General features: G+C 57.7%; 20 protein-coding genes, 1 tRNA gene and 1 pseudogene. 12 read left to right on the top strand and 10 right to left on the bottom strand.

The genetic code is table 11. The annotated features are described in order from the left end of the window. The first annotated feature begins 125 nt into the window (after window positions 1-125). Both ABJI08_RS11505 and ABJI08_RS11500 read left to right on the top strand, forming a co-directional pair. Window positions 126-533 (top strand): hypothetical protein, encoded by a 408-nt coding sequence (locus ABJI08_RS11505; RefSeq protein WP_348401980.1) that lies wholly within the window; start codon window positions 126-128, stop codon window positions 531-533. 439 nt (window positions 534-972) lie between these two features. Next, window positions 973-2,163: a hypothetical protein gene (locus ABJI08_RS11500; RefSeq protein WP_348401979.1), complete on the top strand. Its 1,191-nt coding sequence runs from the start codon at window positions 973-975 to the stop codon at window positions 2,161-2,163. 266 nt (window positions 2,164-2,429) lie between these two features. Here the strand turns inward: ABJI08_RS11500 and ABJI08_RS11495 are convergent. After that, window positions 2,430-2,651: pseudogene (locus ABJI08_RS11495) on the bottom strand (IS3 family transposase); the annotation flags it as partial. 83 nt (window positions 2,652-2,734) lie between these two features. On the opposite strand from ABJI08_RS11495, the gene ABJI08_RS11490 reads away from it, so the two are divergent. Continuing rightward, window positions 2,735-3,631, top strand: coding sequence for an IS481 family transposase (locus ABJI08_RS11490; protein ID WP_348401978.1), 897 nt, complete (start codon window positions 2,735-2,737; stop codon window positions 3,629-3,631). Window positions 3,632-4,184: 553 nt separating this feature from the next. On the opposite strand, the gene ABJI08_RS11485 is transcribed toward ABJI08_RS11490, so the two are convergent. The 4 genes from ABJI08_RS11485 to phnF all read right to left on the bottom strand — a co-directional run bounded on the left by ABJI08_RS11485 (window position 4,185) and on the right by phnF (window position 6,897). Further along, entirely contained in the window at window positions 4,185-4,973 is a 789-nt protein-coding gene (locus ABJI08_RS11485; protein WP_348401977.1) for a hypothetical protein, read from the bottom strand. 518 nt (window positions 4,974-5,491) lie between these two features. Continuing rightward, window positions 5,492-5,568 (bottom strand) — tRNA-Met (locus ABJI08_RS11480). Between the two features lie 125 nt (window positions 5,569-5,693). After that, a complete protein-coding gene (locus tag ABJI08_RS11475) occupies window positions 5,694-6,098 on the bottom strand; it encodes a DUF1801 domain-containing protein (protein WP_348401976.1) in 405 nt (134 codons plus the stop codon). A gap of 73 nt (window positions 6,099-6,171) precedes the next feature. After that, window positions 6,172-6,897, bottom strand: a complete 726-nt coding sequence (gene phnF, locus ABJI08_RS11470; protein WP_348401975.1) for a phosphonate metabolism transcriptional regulator PhnF — start codon at window positions 6,895-6,897, stop codon at window positions 6,172-6,174. Between the two features lie 99 nt (window positions 6,898-6,996). Between phnF and phnG the strand changes: the two genes are divergently transcribed. From phnG to phnN, 8 genes are all read left to right on the top strand, one after another. Beyond that, window positions 6,997-7,443 (top strand): phosphonate C-P lyase system protein PhnG, encoded by a 447-nt coding sequence (gene phnG, locus ABJI08_RS11465; RefSeq protein WP_348401974.1) that lies wholly within the window; start codon window positions 6,997-6,999, stop codon window positions 7,441-7,443. Continuing rightward, window positions 7,440-8,009 carry a phosphonate C-P lyase system protein PhnH gene (gene phnH / locus ABJI08_RS11460; protein ID WP_348401973.1) on the top strand — a complete coding sequence of 190 codons (570 nt, stop codon included), beginning with the start codon at window positions 7,440-7,442 and terminating at the stop codon, window positions 8,007-8,009. Before phnG ends, phnH begins: the two co-directional genes overlap by 4 nt. Next, window positions 8,009-9,121, top strand: coding sequence for a carbon-phosphorus lyase complex subunit PhnI (locus ABJI08_RS11455; RefSeq protein ID WP_348401972.1), 1,113 nt, complete (start codon window positions 8,009-8,011; stop codon window positions 9,119-9,121). Before phnH ends, ABJI08_RS11455 begins: the two co-directional genes overlap by 1 nt. Window positions 9,122-9,341: 220 nt before the next feature. Continuing rightward, on the top strand, window positions 9,342-10,211 hold the full coding sequence (locus ABJI08_RS11450; RefSeq protein ID WP_348402236.1) for an alpha-D-ribose 1-methylphosphonate 5-phosphate C-P-lyase PhnJ: 870 nt from the start codon (window positions 9,342-9,344) through the stop codon (window positions 10,209-10,211). Next, the gene (locus ABJI08_RS11445; RefSeq protein ID WP_348401971.1) at window positions 10,208-10,606 is read left to right on the top strand and encodes a VOC family protein; all 399 of its coding nucleotides are present in this window, start codon (window positions 10,208-10,210) and stop codon (window positions 10,604-10,606) included. Before ABJI08_RS11450 ends, ABJI08_RS11445 begins: the two co-directional genes overlap by 4 nt. Then, on the top strand, window positions 10,593-11,378 hold the full coding sequence (phnK, locus tag ABJI08_RS11440; protein ID WP_348401970.1) for a phosphonate C-P lyase system protein PhnK: 786 nt from the start codon (window positions 10,593-10,595) through the stop codon (window positions 11,376-11,378). Before ABJI08_RS11445 ends, phnK begins: the two co-directional genes overlap by 14 nt. A 66-nt stretch (window positions 11,379-11,444) precedes the next feature. Further along, entirely contained in the window at window positions 11,445-12,125 is a 681-nt protein-coding gene (gene phnL / locus ABJI08_RS11435) for a phosphonate C-P lyase system protein PhnL (protein ID WP_348402235.1), read from the top strand. Beyond that, window positions 12,122-12,661 (top strand): phosphonate metabolism protein/1,5-bisphosphokinase (PRPP-forming) PhnN, encoded by a 540-nt coding sequence (gene phnN / locus ABJI08_RS11430; protein ID WP_348401969.1) that lies wholly within the window; start codon window positions 12,122-12,124, stop codon window positions 12,659-12,661. Before phnL ends, phnN begins: the two co-directional genes overlap by 4 nt. Here phnN and ABJI08_RS11425 read toward each other — a convergent pair. Next, window positions 12,643-13,329, bottom strand: a complete 687-nt coding sequence (locus tag ABJI08_RS11425) for a DUF1045 domain-containing protein (RefSeq protein WP_348401968.1) — start codon at window positions 13,327-13,329, stop codon at window positions 12,643-12,645. The two genes, phnN and ABJI08_RS11425, sit on opposite strands and share 19 nt — an antisense overlap. Before the next feature lie 54 nt (window positions 13,330-13,383). Between ABJI08_RS11425 and ABJI08_RS11420 the strand changes: the two genes are divergently transcribed. Continuing rightward, window positions 13,384-14,529, top strand: a complete 1,146-nt coding sequence (locus tag ABJI08_RS11420; protein ID WP_348402234.1) for an alpha-D-ribose 1-methylphosphonate 5-triphosphate diphosphatase — start codon at window positions 13,384-13,386, stop codon at window positions 14,527-14,529. Window positions 14,530-14,602: 73 nt separating this feature from the next. Here ABJI08_RS11420 and speB read toward each other — a convergent pair whose 3' ends face one another. From speB to speA, 4 genes are all read right to left on the bottom strand, one after another. Continuing rightward, window positions 14,603-15,448: an agmatinase gene (speB, locus tag ABJI08_RS11415; protein ID WP_348401967.1), complete on the bottom strand. Its 846-nt coding sequence runs from the start codon at window positions 15,446-15,448 to the stop codon at window positions 14,603-14,605. Between the two features lie 10 nt (window positions 15,449-15,458). After that, complete coding sequence (gene nspC / locus ABJI08_RS11410) at window positions 15,459-16,628, bottom strand: carboxynorspermidine decarboxylase (RefSeq protein WP_348401966.1); 1,170 nt, start codon at window positions 16,626-16,628, stop codon at window positions 15,459-15,461. A 79-nt stretch (window positions 16,629-16,707) separates the two neighbouring features. Beyond that, entirely contained in the window at window positions 16,708-17,919 is a 1,212-nt protein-coding gene (locus ABJI08_RS11405) for a saccharopine dehydrogenase family protein (RefSeq protein WP_348401965.1), read from the bottom strand. A gap of 22 nt (window positions 17,920-17,941) precedes the next feature. Beyond that, a complete protein-coding gene (speA, locus tag ABJI08_RS11400; protein WP_348401964.1) occupies window positions 17,942-19,831 on the bottom strand; it encodes a biosynthetic arginine decarboxylase in 1,890 nt (629 codons plus the stop codon). Window positions 19,832-19,835: the final 4 nt, after the last annotated feature.

Raw genomic sequence — 19,835 nt, 5'->3', positions numbered from 1 at the left:
TTGTGTTTCAGGAGCAAATAAGATGAGTGAGATCGACGCAAGATTGCAGACGCTGGGGCTGTCTTTGCCGACCCCGACACAGACCCGACCGGGTTTGCACCTGCCATTCAGTCTGGTGAATGTGCGTGGGCGGCGGGTTTGATGAGTTTTACGGCGAAGCGGGCAACGACGTTTTGCGCGGTGGTTTAGGTTTTGACCGTCTTTTCGGCGGTGCTAATGCGGACCAGTTGTTTGGTGATTTGGGCAATGACACCCTGAATGGTGGTTTAGGTCAGGACCAGATGACCGGTGGTGCGGGGCTGGATCGGTTTGTGTTTGCCAGCGGTTTTGGCAATGATACGATATTCGGGTTTGAGGCTGCCGATGGTGAGAAGATCAACCTCGCTGGCGTGGGCGCAATCACAGGTTTCGCGGACCTGATCACCAACCACCTCGAAGACGCAGGAGGCACCGCGCGGATCGTGGCAGGAGTGAACTCGATCCTTTTGGACGGCGTGAGCTTCTCAGATGTCGGCGCAGGGCAATACGAATGAAGGTGGGACAAAGAAGCGTTTCATGTCTTTGTGCCGCGATTGCACGCCCAAGGATGGCCCAGGCCGGTGAAGGGTAAGCGGGCGGCTTAGGGATTGCCAAAAGTGGTACATTAGTGGGACATGGAAAATATTACACCATTACCTAGATGCCAAAAAGCCCTCTAAGGCACTAACCTTAAAGGGCTTATTATGGCTCCGGCGGTAGGGACATCATCCCCGCCGCAAAACCTTATGATTTCAAACGAAAAAACTCGACCGATATCATCGTGGACTCTACGTGTGTCACTGACGGTGCCACAATGTGGAATCGCGTGCAACAGGTACTGTGCCAGAGTTTCGATTTTGCCACAAAAAATCCGTAGGCGTGATGTCTGGAAACGTTTTACCTTTGCTTGATTTTTGTTGTAACGTCGGTAAATTGTGATTGAGAGGCACGGAATTGAGCAAGTTTTCGATTTTCGCAATTGGTTTATTTATTTTTGTGGCTGGGTCGCTTTGGCTGATCATCTCCAACGAGGCGGTCCTAGCGAACACTGATTTGGACGCACCTTCAGAATCGCACGCGGGTGCGAATGAGGATCCTTTGGTATGGCAAGCCCGCGAGGGCAAATGGCTGCGCGATCCAAATATTTATCGGACTAAGGCGGGTACTTTTATCCTGACCGGCACGGAAGATCATGTGGTCGAATACCAAAGCCTTGCGCCGGGATCTTTTGAAGATGACGACGGTGTGCCTTATTTTCTATCATTGCGCGCGCCCAACGGGGAGCGGATGCTGCGCAGAGAAGGGTTTCGAGAGTGGGAAAAGAAATTTTTTGACAGCCAAGACGGGTTAGTTATGGTGTCGTCCTTGCCAACGGTCGAAAACTTCAACCGAGATGGCCTCGAGGGCGCCAAAAAACGCAGCAGCTATTTGTTTGAGCCAATTCAAGATGGCCGTCGGACCAAGTCGGGATTTCCGCTAGATTGGCGAATGCAAAGCAATGAGCCGTGGTTGGAATCTATCTACAATGGTGGAATTTTCGACACCGGAGGAAGGAAAGTGTTTGTCTATGCGGATGTGCGCTATGACAAAACGCATAATACCACCTGTGTCCGAGGGCAACGTATGTCGCGGGACATGCGGATGGAAAAGCCAAAGTTCCTGTTGTGCCCAGGGCGCAAAGCTAAGAGAAGCAAAGACCAGAGCGGTTGGGACCGGGACAATCCATTACCCTCGGAGGTGCGGTTTGAAGACGGCGGTGGACTGTTGGAAGGTGCTTGGGGTTGGCAATCGCCGAACGGGCCTTACTTCTTGCTGTATTCGAGTGGGGATTATACCGATGAAGCGCTTTACGGCGCGTTTGTAGCCGAATGTAGCACGCCAATGGGCCCGTGTCGCAAGGTTATGCGTGACGACAAAAAGGATGTTCGATTTTTTGTTGAAGGAAATTCAAAAAACTATGAAAGGGCCGGAAGGGCCTTTCCGGTAATTGACGCGAGCGGGCAGTTGGTCGATATCATTTTTCACGCGCGTAGGCGCGGGCAGATGACGGATGACATTTTGCGCTGTCTTAATTTTTCTCCCACCATTATTGAAGAGTTCGCTTCTGGCGGGGCAGGGTGCGCTTATGATAACGTCACCTATTGAGATTCTGATGAGAACTGTTCTCCCTTATACCGGTCCCGGCGACGGCGGCGGACTCCTTCACTAGAAAATTTTTCGCAACAGTTATGAAAACTGAACTTTGGCAGGCGCACCATTCCACGCAAATTCGGGAAGGGATAGGCAGCACTTGGCACGATCGAAGCAATCATGAATTGCTCTTGAAATCGGGGTTCGACGGCGGTTTCCCCATGCAGAGTTTCAAAGTGATGATGTGAAGGCGGTTGTTCATCAAGGATTGCGCTGAGTTAGCTCCAACCCCAGCCAGTTGCTTTGAAATAGGTGAAGTCGGTTTGCCAACGTTGAATAGGGGTCGTCATCTTGTCGCGGAACATATCAGCAGTCTTCATTACCAAAAAAACCGGGCTTGTTCTCAGGTCATGGAATCGAAGAAGCCTGTAAATACTAACTTCCGAGACAAAGTAGGTGTGTTGATCGGTTAACGTAACAGCCAGTTCTCTTGGGCTTATCTCCGGCCTTGCCAATGCCTGTAGATATGTACGGACTCTCGGGACACTTCCTGTAAATTCCCTGATTTGGGATGGAGGTAGTATTCATGACGAACGGAGAACGCGACATTCAATGCAAACTTAGAGTGCTCCAACACGCCGAGAAGATCGGCAATGCCCGCAAGGCCTGTCGATATTTTGGGATCGGCAGGTCCAGTTTCTATAGATGGCGTGATGCATACCAAAAGCATGGAGAAGCTGGCCTAAAGAACGCCAAATCAATCCCGAAGAATCCTGCCAATCAAACGCCAGCAGAGATCGTAGAGAAAGTGCTTTATCTGCGCCGCAAATATCACCTCGGGCCAATCAGGATAGTCTGGTATTTGGCGCGATATCACGGCATCAGGATCTCAGACGCCGGCGTCTACCGCATCCTTAAGCGCAACGGCCTTAACCGCCTGCCCAGAGGCACACGCATGCGCAAACTGCACACCAAACGTTATCAGAAGCAGGTTCCGGGTCATCACATTCAAGTGGATGTTAAGTTCTTGACGTTCAAAGGGAAAAGCGGCGAAAAGGTCCGCCGTTTCCAATACACGGCAATCGACGATGCAACCAGAGTTCGCGCCCTCAAGGTCTACGAGAAGCATACCCAGGCAAACGCCATCGACTTCATTGACCACATTATCGAAAAGTTCCCGTTTCGCATTCGCGAGGTGCGGACCGACAACGGTCACGAGTTCCAGGCCAAGTTCCATTGGCATGTCGAAGACCTCGGGATCAGGCATGCCTACATCAAACGCGGCACACCTCAGCTCAATGGCAAAGTCGAACGATCCCACCGGTCCGATCAGCAGGAATTTTATCAGCTTCTCAGCTACAAGGGTGATGTCGATCTGGAGGCCAAGCTGGAGGATTGGGAGCGGTTTTATAACTTCGCCAGACCTCACGGTGCGCACAATGGCCAGACCCCTTACGAAGTACTCAGAGACAAGCTACAGTAACCTCACCAGTGTCCCGCCGGTCTGTCGAGTTTACACAGTTTTAACCCGACGGTCACGATCCACAATGTCGGCCCAAACCAAAGTGGCGATCTCCCCTACACGCAGGCCCGCATGGTGGGATAGCAATAGGGCGATCCTGTTGCGGTCGCCATTCTGGGCGGTTTCACAAAGCGTAAGCACGCGCTTGAGTTCCGCCTTCGTTAGTACCTTTGCTTGCTTCATCAACCTTCCGCCCAAATGTAACAAAATGCAGCGTTTCCACTGCGTTTGTTATGTTGTCATCTGATGTGAAGATGCTGCCAAAGCAAAACAGCGTGAAGGCACTTACCAAATGGCGGAGATGAACGCGCGGGTTTCTCAGCTGTTCGTCGAAGCTTGTGAGCGAAATGATCGGAAGCGGTTACTTGCCAACAAAGTTAGCTAGCCCGTTGGTCTCTTTGCTTAATAGCGCAAGGTTTTTACAATCGTCTAAAACGAACTTCAGAAGGCGGCTGTGCGGGCATAGTGACCTTTGCATTTCTTAGGAAGGCAATGACCCCATAGCCGGTATGGATCAGTCCTCCCGCCTGAATCTCGTGCGGCATTCAAGTAGATACGCTTTACGCAACCGGACCTGTCTATCGACGGGTAAGTCGCAGAAGCTCCAGAATTCTTCGATATTCTTGAAGTTGAACGGATTCGTAAGAAAGGCATGCAAAAACGGAGTGAGGAACTGTTTCATCTGAAATGCTAGGCCTTCGTTGCTATTGTCTTTTACAGGGCGGCCATGTGAAATCAGGTTACGCCTATGCATCAAATGTAACCCAATCTGGTATTGTTCATCTCGATTCTCAAAAAACCAAGCAGCCCTTTTCACAAGTATCTCGCCTTTTTCTCTAGAGTGACCGCCAATTGCTTCAAGTAATCTCCAGCCATCCAGGAAGGATGCTTCCAAATCGCATTGCGCGAATGCTGCATAGTGACGGGCGAGCGACAACTCAGCAATTTGCCGCCACGGAAGTTTTCGGAGCCGAATTCGTACGCTTTCAGCCTGCTTTAGCACTTTCGTGATTTCTGATTGGGAACGTGCATTCTCTGGCGACTGATCCGCCCATCGGTTATACCAATATATGTCAAAACTGAGCGCGCCAGCTAGATCATGAACCGTCATGTGAGGAGCAAGTAAGGTGGTATTGATTGGCTTGTCTGGCTCGGTAGAAAAAATGAATTTTCCTCGAGATGAGATCAGTGAAAAGAGGCCAAGTTCCTTGGAGATCGCATTTTCAGCTTGCTCAAATGCATCGTGGACATCAATCGCTTGGACAGAACAAATCGCTATCGGTAGGTCATGATGATCATTCATTCCAGGTGAGCTTTTGTTCTCACGTTTCCGGAGCTGTTCGGCTCTGTCATTTTTTGCTCGCCGCCCCGAGATGGAGAACCTAATGTACCATCTGGAACTGTTTGGTCGTTGAAATATCTCGTAACCGCTTGATTTTGCTGTTTGAACCATCCGTGATACCCGTTTGCAACAAAAGTAGCTGGGAGTGAGCTGAAAAGCAAAATCTAATTCCAGTGCATGGAATGCAAAAACCCGGATATTTTCTGTTTTAAATCAAAGCGGTATCAAGAAGAGATCGCCGTTCATGCGTTGTGATGCTGAAATGTATCAAAAGAGGTGCGCGATGCCGCGTTGCTAACGCACTGCGCTAAAACTGCGCTAGATGTTTGGCGCACTCAGTGCAATTTGTTGGAAATAAGTGCAAATCTTAGGGGTGCGCTAGACTGGGCTAGTCGGTTTGGACCAATAATCGGTAGGTTTTTCAATTGATATTCGAGCACAAAACGCTGTTAATCATTTGAATACTAACTAGAAAGTAATGGTGGCGGTACAGGGACTTGAACCCCGGACACGCGGATTATGATTCCGCTGCTCTAACCAACTGAGCTATACCGCCTTGAGTGGAACGCGATTTAGGGGAGTCGGCGGGCCGGGTCAAGAGAGAAATTGCAGGTTTGCAGCGGCATCGCGCAATTCTGCGAACCACGTGCCCCCGGCCGTGATTTGACCCGGGGTGTGGGGCTATTTCAGATGATATGTCAGCGCGCTGTGGATGAGTTGGCGCAGCGGGGCCTCGGCCAGATCTGAATCGGCTGGCAGATGCACGGCGCGGTTGCCCTCGATGGCGAAATCCTGCGCAAACTGGCTGGCGAAATCGGAAATAATGGTTGTCTGGCAATGCGCATAAAGCGCGACGCCCCCGGTTTTCGGCATACCCAGGCGCAGGGTAGAGCCGGATTTGGTCTGAGGTGTGAGATAAGCGGGCTGGCCCCATTTCAGGGTTTCTTCAAGCGCGCCGACATCCGGCGTTCGGGCGGCGGTGTCAAAGATCATTTCGCGCAGGCGCAGCAGCGTTGGGCGCAGATCATCGGGAAAGGCGTTGAACGCAGTCTTTACGTTGGGATCATGAAACGGTGTCGTGGTCATGTGCGCAGATTAAGGCGCGGGTCATGGCAAATACAACATTGGATTTCGAACGACGCGACGGCCGGGCGACGTCTTAGGGCGTATCATTGAGCGTCAGGGTCACGCGATCCCCGGCAAACCAGGATGTGCCAAATTCGATCGGCGCGCCATCGGGGTCGATGTTCACACCCACGGTGCGCAGGATCGGGTCACCTTCGGACAGGCGCAGGTGCAGGGCTTGTGTTGTGGTGGCGCGCTGGGCAGTCAGCCGTGTCCAGGCGCGGGTATAATCGGGCACGCCGCATTCGCGCAGCGCGGCTGTCACCGACCGCAACCGGTCAAGCCGGTCCGTCAGGTCAGGAAACCGGTGGGCCGGAAACACGCTTCGGAACACGGCGATGGGGGTGTCATCTGCAAGAGACCGTCCGCCATAGACATGCACGCGCCCGTCGGTGGGCAGGTCAAGCGCCTCGGCTTCTTCTGCGTCGGGGTTGCGGGTTTCGAAATAGAGCACTTCTTTGCCCGGCAGGCGTCCGGCCTGTTCGATGTTGCGGTGAAATCGGACCCGTTTGCCAATGGGATAGTCGGTCGGGGTGAGCGTGACAAACACCCCAGCGCCACGCCGGGCATGCACCAGGCCGCCTTCGGCCATCGCCTTGAGCGCATGGCGCACAGTGTGGCGGTTGACGCCAAAGCGGGCCGACAAATCCGCCTCGGTCGGGAGCTTGTCGCCGGGGCCGTAACGACCCTCGGTGATGTCGCGTGTCAGGGCGGTGGCAATGGATTTCCAGACCGGGGTGCGCGCGGATTTGGGGGGCATGGCGTGAAGCTTTCGCAAAGGGGTCTTGCCAGACTCAGACAAATGGGTAATGATTTGTCTAGTTGTATAGTAAATTAGACAAATCCACAAGGTGTCTAGATGAGCACAGAGTTTTCCCGCCGGGCATGGATGTCCCTATTGGCCAAGGCGCCCGCCGAGGCGGTGGCGCGATTGTGGGCGACGTTGGATGTTGCGCCCGAGTTTCAGTGGCTGCGCCCGCCCGAGATTGGCGCGGCGATGGTGCGGGGGCGGCAGGGCGGCAACGGTGCGCCGTTCAATCTGGGTGAGATGACAGTCACGCGCTGTGCGCTACAGCTTGCCGGTGGCGCGGTGGGGCATGGCTATGTTCAGGGGCGCGACAAGGATAAGGCGCGGATTGCGGCGCTGGTGGACGCGCTCATGCAAGGCGATATGGCGGGGCAGGTGCGCGACGTGGTGTTAGAGCCGCTGGCCAGAGAGATGCAGGCGGCCAAAGCGGCCCGTGCGGCCAAGGCGGCCGCGACCAAAGTCGACTTCTTTACGATGGTGAGGGGGGAAGACCGATGAACGCCGGGCCCCTGAAGGGGGGTTTTGTCAATGCGCCGGTTGATGCGGCCTATGCGTTTCGCGCGATGATGAACGCCATGGCGCGGCCCGGAACGGTTGAAACTCTGGCGGGCGCGTTGCCACCTGCGCCATTGTCGGTGGCGGCAGGGGTGGTGGTGTTGACGTTGTGTGATCCTGAGACGCCGGTGCATCTGGCGGGGACGGTTGATTGCGCGGCTGTGCGGGATTGGATCGGGTTTCACGTTGGGGCGCCGGTTGTGGCGCGCGGCGACGCGATGTTTGTGGTGGGGCGTTGGGATGATCTGATGCCGGTGCATGATTTTGCCATTGGCACGCCCGAATACCCCGACCGCTCCGCCACGTTGATTGTCGAGCGGGATGCGTTTGAGCCCGGTGGAGCGGTGTTGCGCGGGCCGGGCATTCGCGACACGGCAACGTTGGATTTGCCCGCGCTGGACGTGTTTCGGCAGAACGCGGCGTTGTTTCCGCTGGGGCTGGATTTCTTTTTCACGGCAGCTGATCAGGTCGCTGCATTGCCGCGCACGACCAAAGTGGAGGCGGCCTGATGTATGTGGCGGTCAAAGGCGGCGAGCGCGCGATTGACAATGCGCATGCGTGGCTGGCCGAGGAACGCCGGGGCGATCCGGGTGTGGCTGAGCTGAGCGTGGCGCAAATTCGCGCGCAGCTGAGTTTGGCCGTCACCCGGGTGATGGCCGAAGGGTCCTTGTACGATCCTGATCTGGCGGCGTTGGCGATCAAACAGGCGCGCGGCGATCTGATCGAGGCGATCTTTCTGATCCGGGCCTATCGCACAACGTTGCCCCGGTTTGGCGCGACCGAGCCGATTGATACTGGAGAAATGGCGTGTGACCGGCGGGTGTCCGCGACTTTTAAGGATGCACCGGGCGGGCAGGTGTTGGGGCCGACGTTTGATTACACCCACCGGTTGCTGGATTTCAAACTGGCGGCAGATGGCGAGGTGCCAGAAGCGCCCACCGCCGCGCCGCGTACGGAACCGACGCCGCATATCACGGAGTTTTTGAATAAAGAGGGCCTGATCGAGGTCAAAGAGGCCACGGACGAGGTGCCAGGTGATCTGACCCGGGCGCCGCTTGAGCTGCCTGCCACGCGAGCCTTGCGGTTGCAGGCGTTGACGCGCGGGGACGAGGGGTTTGTGCTGGGCATGGCCTATTCCACCCAGCGCGGATATGCGCGCACGCATGCGTTTGTGGCTGAGCTGCGGATTGGTACGGTGGCGGTTGAAATGGACATCCCCGAGCTGGGGTTCGCCATCGAGGTCGGTGAAATTGAGGTGACTGAATGCGAAACGGTCAACCAGTTTCACGGCAGCAAGACAGAGCCGCCGCAATTCACGCTTGGTTATGGGCTGGTGTTTGGTCAGTCAGAGCGCAAGGCCATTTCCATGGCGCTGGTGGACCGGGCGTTGCGATGGAAGGAGTTGGGCGAAGATGATACGGGCGCGCCGGCGCAGGACGAAGAGTTTGTCCTGTATCATTGTGATAATATTCAGGCGACGGGATTTCTGGAGCATATCAAGCTGCCCCATTACGTGGATTTTCAATCAGAGCTGGAATTGATCCGGAAATTGCGACGCGAAGCACACAAGGCCGCGTCGGCCTGTTCGGGTGTCACGGCGACACAGGAGGTCGCGGAATGACACCCGTACAGGAGACTTCATCAAGCGTCGTCGCCGGACGATTTACGGGCGTGCATCACCTTGGCGATAACCGCCAGGCTGAAGATCACAAGCAGTGCATTTACGATGCTGAACATAGTTTATTCCTCTTGGTTTTTAGCGTTGAGGTTTCCGCATATCGGGAAATAGGGGCGATATGATGATGGATTTAAGCAGAGTTGACCCAGAAAACGCCCAGAAATTGCCGGAATACAACTTCGCCTATTTGGATGAGCAGACCAAACGCATGATCCGGCGGGCGATTTTGAAAGGGCTGGCGATCCCCGGATATCAGGTGCCCTTTGCCAGCCGCGAGATGCCGATGCCGTATGGATGGGGGACCGGCGGGGTGCAGGTGACGGCGGCCGTGTTAACGCCTGATGACACGTTAAAGGTGATCGATCAGGGTGCGGATGACACGACCAATGCGGTGTCGATCCGCAAGTTTTTCGAGAAAACTGCCGGGGTGGCCACCACTGAAAAGACGCAGGAAGCCAGTGTGATTCAGACCCGGCATCGCATTCCCGAAGCGCCGCTGCGCGCCGATCAGATATTGGTCTATCAGGTGCCAATCCCCGAACCGCTCAGGTTTCTGGAACCCAGCGAGGTTGAGACCCGTAAGATGCACAGCCTTGAAGAATATGGGCTGATGCATGTGAAGCTATACGAAGACATCAGCCGTCATGGCGCAATTTCCACCGCCTATGCCTATCCGGTGCGGGTGGAGGGACGGTATGTGATGGATCCCAGCCCTATCCCGAAATTCGACAACCCCAAGCTGGGTATGGCGGCGATCCAGTTGTTTGGCGCCGGGCGTGAACAGCGGATTTATGCGCTGCCGCCTTTTACCGATGTTGTCAGTCTGGATTTTGACGACCACCCGTTTGAGGCGACTAGGGCAGAGCATGTCTGTGAGGTGTGTGGTGCGAATGAAAGCTATCTCGACGAGGTGATTATGGATGACGCGGGCACGCGAATGTTTGTCTGTTCGGACACGAATTATTGCGAGGCACGCCGCGAGGCAGGGCAGTCCGGACCCAATAGCAAGAGTAATAAGGAGGGCGCGGTATGAGCGCAAAGACGTTGGGAATAGACCATCTGGGTTTGACGGTCAGCGATTTGGAGGCCAGTCTTGGGTTTTTCACGGGCGCGCTGGGCTGGACGAAATTTGGAGGCAATGCGGCGTATCCGTCGGCCTATGTCACGGATGGGCACTCCAAACTCACGCTGTGGCAGCAGAAAGAGGCGGGCAGCGGTTTTGATCGGCATGCGAATGTCGGGTTGCACCACACCGCGTTGAAGGTGGCCGATGAAGCGACCTTGAATGCGGTTTTTGAAACGGTGCGGGACTGGCCCGGTGTCGCGGTGGAATTTGGCCCCGAGTTTTCGGGGAATGGCCCCAAGGTGCATTTCATGATCCGCGAACCGGGCGGCACCCGGTTAGAGCTGTCTTATGACCCGAGATAGCGCCGATACGTTACTGTCGGTGCGCGGGGTCGGCAAATGGTACGGCGCGCGGATCGGGTGTAACGCAGTCAGCTTTGATCTTTATCCCGGCGAGGTCATGGGCGTTGTGGGGGAAAGCGGGTCGGGCAAGACAACGTTGCTGAACTGTCTGGCCGGGCAGCTGACGCCGGATCGCGGCGAAGTGTTCTTTCAGATGCGGGATGGGTCCTTGAAAGATACGGTGTGCATGTCGGAACCTGAGAGGCGCATCCTGGGGCGCACCGATTGGGCGTTTGTGCATCAGCATGCGCGCGACGGATTGCGGATGAATGTCAGCGCCGGAGGCAATGTGGGGGAGCGGCTGATGGCGGTGGGCGCGCGCCACTACGGCGACATTCGCGCGGCGGCGGTGGATTGGCTGGGACGGGTTGAGATTGACGAGACCCGGGTGGATGACCGCCCGTCGCAGTTTTCCGGGGGCATGCAGCAGCGGCTTCAGATCGCGCGCAATCTGGTGACAGGGCCACGGCTGGTATTCATGGATGAACCGACAGGCGGGCTGGATGTCTCTGTACAGGCGCGGCTTTTGGATTTGCTGCGCGGGTTGGTGCGCCGGATGGGGTTGAGTGCAATTATCGTGACCCATGATCTGGCGGTGGTGCGGTTGCTGGCGGATCGGCTGATGGTGATGAAGGATGGGCATGTGGTTGAGACCGGGTTGACCGATCAGGTGCTGGACGATCCTCAGCATGCCTATTCGCAACTTTTGGTGTCCAGTGTGTTGCAGGTTTGAAACCGGAAAAGGGGCTGTCGCTGGCGATGTGGCCCCGAAGATATTTAAGGTCAAACGAAGATGGCGATGATTGAAATAGACGGGCTGGCCAAGATTTTCACCCTGCATAATCAGGGGGGTGTGGTCATTCCGGTGATGCCTGACGCCGCGTTGCGTGTGTCGCGTGGTGAATGCGTCGGGCTGGCCGGAGCGTCCGGGTCTGGGAAATCGACGTTGATGCGGATGGTCTATGGCAATTATCTGGCGTCGGCGGGCCGGGTGGTGGTGGATGGGTTGGACGTGGTGCAGGCCGCGCCGCGCGAGATACTGACGCTGCGCCGTGAAACGCTGGGCTATGTGAGCCAGTTTCTGCGGGTGGTGCCGCGGGTCTCGACGCTGGATGTGGTGGCCGAGCCATTGCTGGCGCTGGGCGTGGAGGCAGACGACGCGTGCGATCGGGCGCGCCGTTTATTGACGCGCTTGCGCATTCCTGAGCGGTTGTGGGGTCTGAGCCCAACCTCGTTTTCAGGCGGAGAGCTGCAGCGGGTGAATATCGCACGCGGGTTTGCGCATGCCTATCCGGTGTTGTTGCTAGACGAACCGACCGCCAGTCTGGACGCCGCCAACCGCGAGACGGTTCTAACGCTGATTGAGGAAGCCAGAGCGCGCGGGGCGGCGATTATCGGGATTTTTCACGACGAAGACGCCCGCACCCGCGTCTGTGACCGGTTGGTGGATGTCGCGTCCTTTGCTGTGAGGGCGGCATGATGCGTGTGATCGGGGTGGTTGGTCCGTCCGGGGTGGGCAAGGACACGGTCATGGCGGCGTTGATGCAAGCGCGCCCAGGCCTGTACCGCGCCCGCCGGGTGATCACCCGACCGGCGTTGGCAGGGGGCGAAGCCTTTTGCCCGGTCGATGAGGCCGGGTTTGATCGGATGGTGGCGGCGGGTGATTTCGCGTTGTGGTGGAAGGCTCATGGATTGCGCTATGGCGTTCGCGTTGCCGAGATTGCTGAGAAGCCGGAGCGCGACGCAGTGTTGGTCAACCTGTCGCGCGGTGTGCTGGATCAGGCACGGGTGCAGTTTGACGGGTTTCGCATTCTGTCATTGCGCGCAAAGCCCGAGGTTTTGGCGGCACGGTTGGCGGATCGGGGGCGCGAGACCAAGGCCGGGATTGCGGCGCGGTTGGCGCGGGCAGATCATCTGCGGCCCGCTGGGCAGGACGTGATCGAGATTTCTAATGATGGCGCACTGCAGGATACTGTGATGGCAATTTTGCGCGCGCTTTACCCGGAGAGGGCGTAGCGATGGATTTCATGAAACATACCGGACGCGTCTTCGCCCACAAGTGTGAGGCTGTCCACGTCAAACGGTGCCGGCAAGAGCGGCGCGATATGCGGTGTCAGCGCGGCCCTGGTTTGTGCACAGTGATCCTGGGACATCGGCCCGGTCAGGGTGATGTGAAAGCGAAATTCGTCCATGACATAGGGATAGCCCCATTGCGTCAGCAACGCGTCCTGACGCGGCGACAGGCTGGATTTGCGGCGACGCGCCAGTTCTGCCTCCGAGGGTGGGGCACGAAAATGGTCGAGGCTTTGCACAACCGTGCTGGCAAGGTCAGCCAGCGGGGTTTGATCGCCTTCGACCTTGAGTGCGAGAAAGCGCCCGATCTGCGACAGCACCAGCCCGTCAAGGCGCACGGGCGTGAGCGTTTCGCAAAGCTCTGCCAGCGCGGCGCGCAACCCCTGCTCATCAGTATCCGGGGCGAGGAAAAACGGCGGTTTGATGGTGCCATGCAAACCGTATTTGCGCGGTCTGGCGGTGATGTCGGCAATCGGGGCGGGCAGGTCAGCGATCAACGGATGCGACCGGGGTTTTCCGTTTGTCAGTTCCCAGCCCAGCCAGTTTGCGCCGAAATCAGCCAACGCCCCTGCGGGCGGGGTGTCGTAAATTCCATATCTGCGGTAGGTCATTGGGCCTCCGAAAAGGGGTCGTGAATGTTGATGACTAAAACCTGTGACACTGAGATGCCACAAGAGATGATCCTCGCCAATGCCGCTCTGGTTTTGCCGGACGAAACCGTGCGCGGCAGCATTGTGGTGCGTGGCGGCCGGATTGTGGATATGGGCACCGGTACGGCAGTTCCTGCGGAGGCCGAGGATTGCGGCGGTGATTTTGTGGCGCCGGGGCTGATCGAGCTGCACACGGACAATCTGGAACGCCATATCCGCCCGCGCCCCAAGGTTGACTGGCCCCATCAGGCGGCGATTATCGCGCATGACGCGGAACTGGCCAGTGTTGGCATCACAACGGTGTTTGACGCGATCCGGGTGGGGTCAATCGTAAATGGCCCCAACAAGAAATACGGCAAATATGCACGTGCCATTGCCAGCGAAATTCTGACGATGCGGGACAGCGGCGGGTTGCGGATCAGCCATCATCTGCACCTGCGGGCCGAGACCTGTTCCGAGACCCTGATCGAAGAACTGGACGAGTTTGGCCCCAAAGACCGGATCGGGATTGTCAGCCTGATGGATCACACGCCGGGGCAACGTCAGTTTGTCAATATGGACAAATACCAATCGTTCATACGCGGCAAATACGGGTTGGATCAGGCGTCATTTGAGGCGCATGTCGCGCATCTCTATGCGCTGCGGGCGCAATTGGGTGATCGCCATGAAAAAGCGGCGGTGGCGGCGGCAAATCGCTATGGCGCAGTGTTGGCGAGCCATGATGACACCACGGCGGCGCAAGTGGCCAGTTCGGCGGGCAATGGCGTTCAGCTGGGCGAATTTCCCACCACGGTTGAGGCGGCCACGGCCAATCACACGCACCGGATTGCCAACATTATGGGCGGGCCGAACCTTGTGCGGGGCGGATCGCATTCAGGCAATGTGGCGGCGATTGATCTGGCCGATCAGGGGCTGCTGGACATTATTTCGTCGGACTATGTGCCCGCGTCCCTGTTGCTGAGCGCGGTGCAGTTGGGTGCGCACTGGGGGAACATGGCCAAAGGGTTGCACACCGTCACAGCGGCACCGGCCAGACACGCGAGGCTGGACGACCGGGGGCGGCTTGAAGTTGGTTTGCAGGCTGATCTGATCCGGTTCCGGCTGACCGAGGGTGTGCCAGCGTTGCGCGCGGTGTGGAGTAAGGGCGTGCGCGCGGCCTGAATTTGCCGGGCGCTGTCCGGCGGCGTGCAGAGCACGCCTTGATTCCGGAAACTTATCGGTGGAAAGCCGTCGTTTAGAGACAGGCGGCCATCAGGCGATAGGTGATCTGGGCGGCGGTGAAATCCCATGCGGCGTTGCCATCCGGGGCCAGTTCCACCACGTCCAGCCCGACGCATTTGCGCCCTTTCAGGGCGTGCTCGACAAGGTGAAGGGCCTGATAATACCCCAATCCGCCGGGCACTGGCGTGCCGGTGGCGGGCATCTGGCTGGGATCAAGCCCGTCCACGTCAAAGCTGACATAGACCAGATCAGGGAAATCGGCGGGCAGATCAACGGCGTGAATGGCCTTGGTGACCAGCTCTTCGGCGTCTTTGAAGAACACGTTGTGTTTGACGCGTTCGTCGACCTCTTGCTGACACAGGGCGCGCACGCCGAACTGGGCCAGCCGGATGCCATCACTGGCCAGAAGATGCATGACCGACGCGTGGGAGTGTTTCTCGCCCTGATAGGCGATGCGCAGGTCGGCGTGGGCATCGATCTGGACAAGCCCGATGGGTTTGCCAAGCGCGCGGGCCACGCCGGTGACGGCTCCGTAAGACAGCGAGTGTTCGCCGCCCAGAGTGACGGGGATTTTGCCAGCCTGTACGGCGGATTGTGTACGGTGCGCGAGACGTTCCATGATGTCGGGCAGGGGACCGGTGCAGTCGAGCGGCGCTTCGGTGAGGATGCCGTGTGCGCAGGGTTCGCCGCCTTTGGTGAGGCGTTCGAGTTCGTTGGAGGCCTCGATAAGGGCTGCCGGACCAGCGGCGGTGCCTGCGCCATAAGACACGGTGCGTTCCAGTGGCACGGGGATCACGCGGAACAGGGCATCGTCGCTGCGTTCAGAAGCGGTGAGTTCGCTGTCCAGAAATATGCTCATACCGGGGTCCTTATGATAGCCGGTTGCGGAAGTCGTCATAGGTGAACTGCCTGACCATCTGCAGCGTGTCGGTTTCGCTGTTCCACAGGGCGATGGCGGGCAGGGGCACCCCGTTGAACGTGTTGGTTTTGACCATCGAGTAATGCGCCTGATCGAGAAAGGCAAAGCGCTGACCGATCTCAAGCGGTTGGGGCCATGTGTAGTCGCCGATCACGTCCCCGGCGAGGCAGGACGGACCGCCCAGCCGGTAGCTGTGGCCCTTGTCCGCCTCGTCCAGCAGGGCGGGGCGATAGGGGGCTTCGATCACGTCGGGCATGTGGCAGGTGGCCGAGATATCGGTGATGGCGAGGGGCATGCCATTGCTGGGCAGGTCAAGGATTTCGCCCACCAGTATGCCCGCATCCAGCGCGACCGCTTCGCCGGGTTCCAGGTAGATGTCGAGCTTGTGCTGTGCGCGGATGTCTTTGATGAATCTTACCAGCGCGTCGCGGTCATAATCGGCGCGGGTGATGTGGTGCCCACCGCCGAAATTGAGCCATTTAAGGCCCGCCAGATAGGGCGCAAGTTTGGGGGCGACGGCGTCCCATGTGCGCTGCAATGGATCAAAGCCCTGTTCGCACAGCGTGTGCATGTGCAGCCCGTCGACCTGCGCGATAATCTCGGGCGTCAATTGGCGGATCGGGGTGCCAAGGCGCGAGCAGGGGGCGCAGGGGTCGTATTTGGGAATATCGCCTTCGGAATGTTCGGGATTGATGCGCAGGCCAACCTGTTTGCCAGCGGCGCGGCATTTGGGGGCAAAGCGGGCAAGCTGGGCAGGGCTGTTGAAGATGATGTGGTCCGAGAGCGCGATGATCTCGTCTATGTCGCTGTCTTTGTAGCCTGCGCAGAAGGTCGCGACTTCGCCACCGTATTCATCGTGTGCCAAACGCGCCTCGAAGATGCCGGAAGCGCAGGTGCCGTCGAGATATTGGCGCACGAGCGGGGCGAGGGCGAACATGGAGAAGGCCTTGAGCGCGGACAGCACATGGGCGCCGGAGCGGTCGGAGATATCTTTGAGGATCGCGAGATTGCGCTCCACGGCTTTCTCATCGACCACGAAACACGGGGACGGCACGCGGGAGAGGTCGAAATCGCGGAACGCGCCCGCGTCTCCGGCCTGGGTTTGCATCATGTCGGACATCTTACAGGTACCACATTGAGGTGAGGCCGGGGGCCAGCCCCCGGACCCCCGGAGTATTTTTGGCAAAATGAAGGGGCGATCAGAAAGTGACCGGCCCGTCGAGTTCATGCACCTGCCATGGCAGGCCGTGGGTGTTGAGCATGTCCATGAAATCATCCGGGTCGAGCTGTTCCATGTTCCACACGCCGGGTTGCACCCAGTTGCCTTTCAGAACCTGCGCGGCGCCGATCATGGCGGGCACGCCCGTGGTGTAGGACACCGCTTGTGAGCCGACCTCGGCGTAACATTCCTGATGATCGCAGATGTTGTAGATGTAGTAGGTTTTTTCGCCCGAGCCGTCCTTGGCCTGACCGGTGGCGATGTCGCCAATGCAGGCTTTGCCTTTGGTTTCGGCACCCAGATCGCCGGGATCGGGCAGCAGGGTTTTCAGGAACTGGATCGGAATGATCTCCTGACCGTTATGCATCACCGGGTCGATGCGGGTCATGCCGACGTTTTCCAGCACTTTGGCGTGCATGATATAGGCGTCGCCAAAGGTCATCCAGAAGCGCGCGCGTGCGATTTCGGGGAAGTGGGTGGTCAGCGATTCCAGTTCCTCGTGATACATCTGGTACATGTTTTTGGGGCCGATAGCGGGAAAGTCATATTCGACTTTGGTGGTCATGGCGGGGCTGGTTTGCCACGCGCCATGTTCCCAGTGGCGCACTTCGGCCAGCACTTCACGCAGGTTGATCTCGGGGTTGAAGTTGGTTGCGAATTCCTGATCGTTGGAACCGCCATTGGCGTCCAGAATGTCGATCTGGCGGATGCTGTCCAGCTTGTGTTTTCTGAGCCATGTGGCAAAAACCGAAGTCACGCCCGGATCAAAGCCCGAGCCAAGGATTGCGGTCAGACCGGCCGCTTTGAAGCGGTCCTGATAGGCCCATTGCCAGTGGTATTCGAATTTGGCCACGTCTTCGGGTTCGTAATTGGCAGTGTCCAGATAGTGACAGCCCGCTTCGAGGCAGGCATCCATCAGCACCAGATCCTGATAGGGCAGCGCGAGGTTGACCAGCAACTCAGCACCGGTTTCGCGGATCAGCGCCACAGTATCGGCCACTTTGTAGGCGTCTAGCGCAGCCGTTTTAACTGTCACCCCGGTGCGGGATTTGACGGCAGCGGCGATTGTGTCGCATTTGGATTTGGTCCGGCTGGCCAGCGTGATCTCGGTAAAGATATCGCTGTTCATGGCCATTTTATGCACGGCGGCGTGGCTGACGCCACCTGCGCCGACGACGAGTGTTTTGCCCATGATCTGGTCTCCTTTGGAGTGGTTATTCGTAATAGGTATAGCCGTTGATCGAGTCGCGATAGGCGCCCATGATCAGTTTTCGGTCGGATGCCTTAAGCGTGCCTTTGGAAATTGCGCCGTCCACCAGCTTGCGGAAGGCGGCGACACAGTCGTTTGGATCATATTCTACGTAAGACAGCACCTGAGAAATGGTGTCGCCCTCTTGCTCGTGCAAGAGATCAAAGCCGCCATCGGCGCGCAGGTCCAGCGTGACAACGTTGGTGTCGCCAAACAGGTTGTGCAGATCGCCCAGCGTTTCCTGATATGCGCCGACAAAGAACACGCCCAGGTAATAGGGCTGATCTTCGGGCAGCGAATGCACCGGCAGTGAAGGCGACACACCATCCGCGAGAATAAAGCGGTCAACCTTGCCGTCGCTGTCGCAGGTGATGTCGGATAGTACCGCGCGTCGGTCCGGGGTCTGGTCCAGCATTTGCAGGGGTACAATCGGATGCAATTGATCAATCGCCCAGACATCGGGCAGCGATTGGAACAGGGAAAAGTTGCAGTGATAGATATCGGCGGCTTTTTCCAGCTGGGTGTCGACATCTGTCAGGTCGTCCATCGAGGCCACCAGCGCCTTGATCAGGGCCATCAGGTGCAGATAGGTGCGTTCGGCGCGGGCCATCTGGCGCAGGTCGATATAGCCGCGCCGGAACAGGGCGCGCAATTCGTTGCGGTAGAAGCTGGCGTCGTTCCAGCATTCCTGTACCCGATCGGCGCTGAGGTAATCTTTGACGGCAGCCAGATCGGAGAGCAGGTGGTGATCATCGGGTGTTATGTCAGGTGAGGCGGGCGCGTCATAGAGGGTGGATTCCAGTACGTTGAACACCAGCATGGACGAGGTGGCGACCACCGCACGCCCGCTTTCTGTGACCAGCGTAGGATGGGCGATGTCGGCTTCGTCCATTGCATAGGCGACGGTTTCGACCACGTTGGCGGTGTATTCTTCGACCGTGTAGTTGATCGAGTTTTCGCTGGCACGTTTTTCGCCAGTATAGTCAATGCCCAGACCGCCGCCCAGATCAAGATGGGTCAGCGGCACGCCTTCGTTTGTGAGTTCGGTAAAGTAGCGACACGCCTCGCCCACGGAACGGCGCACGTCGTTGACGTCAGGCACCTGAGAGCCGAGATGAGAGTGCTGGAGTTTCAGGCAATGCAGCAGGCCTGCGTCGCGCAGTTTGTCCAGCACGGCGACCAGCTGATCGGTGTTCATGCCAAAGGTCGACCGGTCGCCCGAGCTTTCCTGCCATTTGCCGCTAATCTGGTTGGTCAGCTTGACCCGCACACCCAGCAGCGGTTCGACGCCAAGTTCTTTGTAAACCTGAATGACGGTGTCGGCCTCTTTCGGGCTTTCGAGCACGATGACGGTGTTAAAACCCAGCTTGCGCGACAGGGTGGCCAGCGTGATGAACTCGGCATCTTTGACGCCGTTGCAGACGATCAGCGCCTCTTTTGCGAGCTTGTGCGCCAGCGCGATGACCAGTTCCGGTTTGGACCCGGCTTCCAGCCCGTAATTATAGGGTTGGCCGAATTCCACGATGCGGTCGATCACCTGTGCCTGCTGGTTGACCTTGATCGGGAAAACGCCGCGATAGCTGCCTTTGTAGCCGGTGCGGGCGATGGCCGAGCGAAAGCTCTCGTTGATGGTGCGGATTTCGTTTTCCAGATAGCTGGAAATGCGCACCAGCATTGGCACCTGAATGCCGCGTTCATCCAGATCGGCAAGGATCGAAGGCAGGCTGATAGCGGGCGCGTCCGGGGCGAGCGGGTTGCGCAGACCAATTTCACCGTTGACCAAAGGCACAATCAGGTCTTTGCCCCATTTTTCGATGCCATAGATATCGCGCGCCGCGTCAGCCGTTTGGTTCAATCCA

Source organism: Shimia sp. (assembly GCF_039969785.1).
Lineage (GTDB): Bacteria > Pseudomonadota > Alphaproteobacteria > Rhodobacterales > Rhodobacteraceae > Shimia.
This window is presented reverse-complemented; position numbering and strand designations above follow the sequence as displayed.

Bases quoted from the DNA above. Each gene is read 5' to 3' on its own strand.
- phnF (WP_348401975.1), bottom strand. From the start codon at position 6,897: ATGCCCCCCAAATCCGCGCGCACCCCGGTCTGGAAATCCATTGCCACC.
- phnN (WP_348401969.1), top strand. From the start codon at position 12,122: ATGATGCGTGTGATCGGGGTGGTTGGTCCGTCCGGGGTGGGCAAGGAC.
- nspC (WP_348401966.1), bottom strand. From the start codon at position 16,628: ATGTCCGACATGATGCAAACCCAGGCCGGAGACGCGGGCGCGTTCCGC.
- ABJI08_RS11455 (WP_348401972.1), top strand. From the start codon at position 8,009: ATGTATGTGGCGGTCAAAGGCGGCGAGCGCGCGATTGACAATGCGCAT.
- phnL (WP_348402235.1), top strand. From the start codon at position 11,445: ATGATTGAAATAGACGGGCTGGCCAAGATTTTCACCCTGCATAATCAG.
- ABJI08_RS11405 (WP_348401965.1), bottom strand. From the start codon at position 17,919: ATGGGCAAAACACTCGTCGTCGGCGCAGGTGGCGTCAGCCACGCCGCC.
- ABJI08_RS11475 (WP_348401976.1), bottom strand. From the start codon at position 6,098: ATGACCACGACACCGTTTCATGATCCCAACGTAAAGACTGCGTTCAAC.
- phnG (WP_348401974.1), top strand. From the start codon at position 6,997: ATGAGCACAGAGTTTTCCCGCCGGGCATGGATGTCCCTATTGGCCAAG.
- phnK (WP_348401970.1), top strand. From the start codon at position 10,593: ATGACCCGAGATAGCGCCGATACGTTACTGTCGGTGCGCGGGGTCGGC.
- ABJI08_RS11445 (WP_348401971.1), top strand. From the start codon at position 10,208: ATGAGCGCAAAGACGTTGGGAATAGACCATCTGGGTTTGACGGTCAGC.
- speB (WP_348401967.1), bottom strand. From the start codon at position 15,448: ATGAGCATATTTCTGGACAGCGAACTCACCGCTTCTGAACGCAGCGAC.
- ABJI08_RS11425 (WP_348401968.1), bottom strand. From the start codon at position 13,329: ATGACCTACCGCAGATATGGAATTTACGACACCCCGCCCGCAGGGGCG.
- ABJI08_RS11420 (WP_348402234.1), top strand. From the start codon at position 13,384: ATGCCACAAGAGATGATCCTCGCCAATGCCGCTCTGGTTTTGCCGGAC.
- phnH (WP_348401973.1), top strand. From the start codon at position 7,440: ATGAACGCCGGGCCCCTGAAGGGGGGTTTTGTCAATGCGCCGGTTGAT.
- ABJI08_RS11490 (WP_348401978.1), top strand. From the start codon at position 2,735: ATGACGAACGGAGAACGCGACATTCAATGCAAACTTAGAGTGCTCCAA.
- ABJI08_RS11485 (WP_348401977.1), bottom strand. From the start codon at position 4,973: ATGAATGATCATCATGACCTACCGATAGCGATTTGTTCTGTCCAAGCG.